Source organism: Lacinutrix sp. MEBiC02595 (genome assembly GCF_053601555.1).
The window spans coordinates 1-3283 of record NZ_JBSHNU010000142.1 but is presented as its reverse complement, the minus strand read 5'-3'; the positions used below and the strand labels follow the sequence as shown (position 1 = coordinate 3283).

The 3283-nt window shown below is 30.1% G+C and carries 4 protein-coding genes; all 4 read left to right on the top strand.

Going from position 1 to position 3283, the window contains the following annotated elements; genetic code table 11:
• Positions 1-319 precede the first annotated feature (319 nt).
• The 4 genes from ACVCZW_RS02110 to ACVCZW_RS02095 all read left to right on the top strand — a co-directional run bounded on the left by ACVCZW_RS02110 (position 320) and on the right by ACVCZW_RS02095 (position 2965).
• A complete protein-coding gene (locus tag ACVCZW_RS02110; RefSeq protein ID WP_165750539.1) occupies positions 320-1075 on the top strand; it encodes a hypothetical protein in 756 nt (251 codons plus the stop codon).
• A gap of 184 nt (positions 1076-1259) precedes the next feature.
• Positions 1260-1850 carry a DUF6624 domain-containing protein gene (locus tag ACVCZW_RS02105; protein WP_452231528.1) on the top strand — a complete coding sequence of 197 codons (591 nt, stop codon included), beginning with the start codon at positions 1260-1262 and terminating at the stop codon, positions 1848-1850.
• 156 nt (positions 1851-2006) lie between these two features.
• A complete protein-coding gene (locus tag ACVCZW_RS02100; RefSeq protein WP_452231527.1) occupies positions 2007-2558 on the top strand; it encodes a hypothetical protein in 552 nt (183 codons plus the stop codon).
• Positions 2558-2965, top strand: a complete 408-nt coding sequence (locus ACVCZW_RS02095) for a DUF4288 domain-containing protein (RefSeq protein ID WP_452231526.1) — start codon at positions 2558-2560, stop codon at positions 2963-2965. The genes ACVCZW_RS02100 and ACVCZW_RS02095 overlap by 1 nt, the downstream gene beginning before the upstream one ends.
• The last annotated feature ends 318 nt before the right edge of the window (positions 2966-3283 follow it).

The window sequence follows — 3283 nt, the reverse complement described above, 5'->3', positions numbered from 1 at the left end:
AAGCCAAGGAAATTTTAGCTCGCCAGGAAATGCTTACTCAATCGCTAAATACTCCAAAGAGTTTAAAAAAAACACTTTTCGCTATTCAACTGTAAAAGCAAAACACGTTTAGCTTTCCTCCTTTTATTGCGCAACTTAACGGCAAGGTAATTCGTGCTTAATTTGATGTTTAGCTACATTTTATAACAACGTATATAAAAAATTGCTAGATTAGTGCTGAAATAAAGTTGGTTGCTCTTTTGTTACTTCTGATTTTCCTTCGGAAAATCCGCCTGTACCAAAACGCAACTTTCCATATACAAACACGTTGGCAATAATTATGAAGAAACTCAATAACTTACTTTTTATCTTTTTGCTTTTACCAAGCTTATTAACTGCCCAAAATTTCTATTTGAATATAAAAGGAGCTGATAGTATTGCAAAAAAAGAGTTGATAGTTGAATATAAAGATGGATTCAAAGAAATCAAGAAAGTTCAGAATTCTAAAGTAAAAAAAATAAAACTAGGACATTTAAAAAAATCTGAATTAAGTTTCATCAAACTGAAACTGAATTCGGACACCTTATTTCTGAAAAGTGAAAATATTCTACAGGATATTGGAGTAAATATCAGTTCTGGGTTTGACGGAATTTTAAATGATACACTAAACGTTTTTTTAGATACTTATCCATATAAACATAGAGGAAGTCAATTTGTAGTAAATCGGTTTTCCTTAGATAAGCTACCTGACAATAAAAAGATTTTGATAGTACAAATAAATAGAGATGCTTACATAGTAAAATGGCCAAAATTTAAATTGGAGGAATATTCAGAATATTTTTCTAACTTAATTAAAGATGATTTCTGCAATTGTATGTCTGACAAAGCATTTGATAAAACGAATTATAAAGAGGTTTTTGACTCTTGTCTAACCGAGCCAATGACGAAAACAATACCGCTTTTAGAAACTACGTTAAAAATGTACATCTATGAAAATAACGACGGGAAAGAATATGAAGATAGAGTTACTGAATTTATAAACGGAATTTTATTAAAAGTCAATTTACATTATAATGACAATTGTTACAAGAAATAACTATTGCCAACACCGTATATAATTAATGGCTGGTTTTAGCTTGCTTACGAAAATCTTTGCAGATTTTCTATTCGGTTTTTATTTACTAAATTAGGTGCTTAAACACGCCACTAATCATATACAAACACGTTATGTGTGATATAAAATCGAGATAAAAGTTCAACATAGAATTTCAAAAAAATACATGAAAAAGAAAAAAATATTCCTGAGCATATTCGCTGTTTTGATATTAATAATTTCAATATTCCTTTTTCTGAATAGAGATAAATTTACCTATGTAGGGTCAGTAGACATTATTGAAGTTGATTGTAATAAAAAAGATCAAATCTTGAACGAAGTTTATGAAAGTGATCTAAGGATTAGAAAATCAAATGAACTCATTAAATACGCGAAAGAAGATCATAGAAATCAAGAACTAGTAATTAGCATTATTGAAAAGTGTGGTATGCCAACATTAAATGAAGTAACTCAAAAACAAATGTCCGCAATATGGGCGGGATTGCAACATACTAATAAGAAATATAGGAAAAAGTACTTTCCTCAGATAAAGGAAGCTGTAGAAAATGGAGATTTATCTAAACAGCAATACGCCTTGATGAAAGATAGGATTTTAATGGATGAAGGCAAACCACAAATATATGGTTCACAGATAAAGGGAAACAAATTATACAAATTAGAAAATCCTGAAACTGTAAATGAAAGAAGAAAGGAAATGGGAATGGGAACAATAGAGGATTATTTAAAGAATTTCAACATACAGTTTAATCTGGATTAAAAATACCACACATAACACCGTATATAATTTATTGCTGGTTCTAGCCTGCTTACGAAAACCCTCGCGGATTTTCTATTCGGTTTTTATTTGCTAAATTACGTTCTTAAACACGCAACAAACCATATACAAACACGTTAGCCACAATTAAAGAGAACCGTGAAAAAAGAGAAAGTAATAGAAAAATTAGAGAAACATTGTTCCGAAAAACTATACGTTAGACTGACAAGGAAAAAAGGTGGTTTTGAAGGAATCTCTACAGGATTTATTCTTGATAAGTCGTCTAATTTTATATTGCTTCAAGAAACAGACGAATTCAGAGTTTTAGGCTATCAAATCATTCCTATTCAAACAATTAAACACGTTAGATATAATAAGAATGACAAAACAATCCATCGGATTTTAAAAGAAGAAGGATTAATAACTGAAGTTAAAGCTAGATATAAAGTTGATTTATCGGATTGGAATTCAATCGCAAAAGATATTAAAGCAACGGAATTGACAATTATATCAGAATGCGAACATCCTAAACAAAACTTTTTTTGCATTGGACAGTTAAAGCGTATTAATAAAAAATCAATTTCGATAAAATATTTTAATGCTCAAGGCATATTAGATAAGAAAAATACAAAGCATAATTTTGAGGATATAACAAAATTGAGTTTTGACGACCGTTATGCAAACGTATTTTCAAAATATCTAAAAGAATAATGAAAAACTCAGAAAAGATTTCAAATAAAAACGGGAATTGGTACATAGTCGAGATTATTGAAAAATGCGAACCAGTTGAACGAAATGAAAAGCAAGAATTGCGAAGAGTGACAACTTGGGGAAATCATCATTTAATTAAAGCTGATTCACCCGAAAAAGCATTTGATAAAGCTGTAAAACTTGGAAAAGAAGCAGAATATAAATTTACGAATTCTGACAAAATAGAAATGGAATGGATTTTTGTTGGTATCGGAGAATTGTTGCCGATTTATGAAGACATCGAAGATGGTGCAGAATTGATGTGGAATGATTACGGATTTATTAGTAATCGAAGAACAATGAGAATGCCTTACAAAAAGAAAGAGCTATTGAAATTAATAAAACCGAAACAACAACCGAATAAATAACTGTGGCTAACACCGTATATAATTTATTGCTAGTTCTAGCATGCTTACGAAAACCCTCGCGGATTTTCTATTCGGTTTTTATTTGCTAAATTAGGTGCTGAAACACGCAACAAACCATATACAAACACGTTAGCAAAAACAGTGTCAATCCTCTATTTTATCTGCTATTGTTTTGGTTTTTGGCTTACCTAATTCCCTAACTTATAATTAACAAAATTTGCTTAGATAAATCGGAACTAAAAGTAAAACTGAAGTCACAAAGATTTTAATTAACTAAATAATAAACAGATTATCTGGTGCGAAAATCTATCTGCTCTT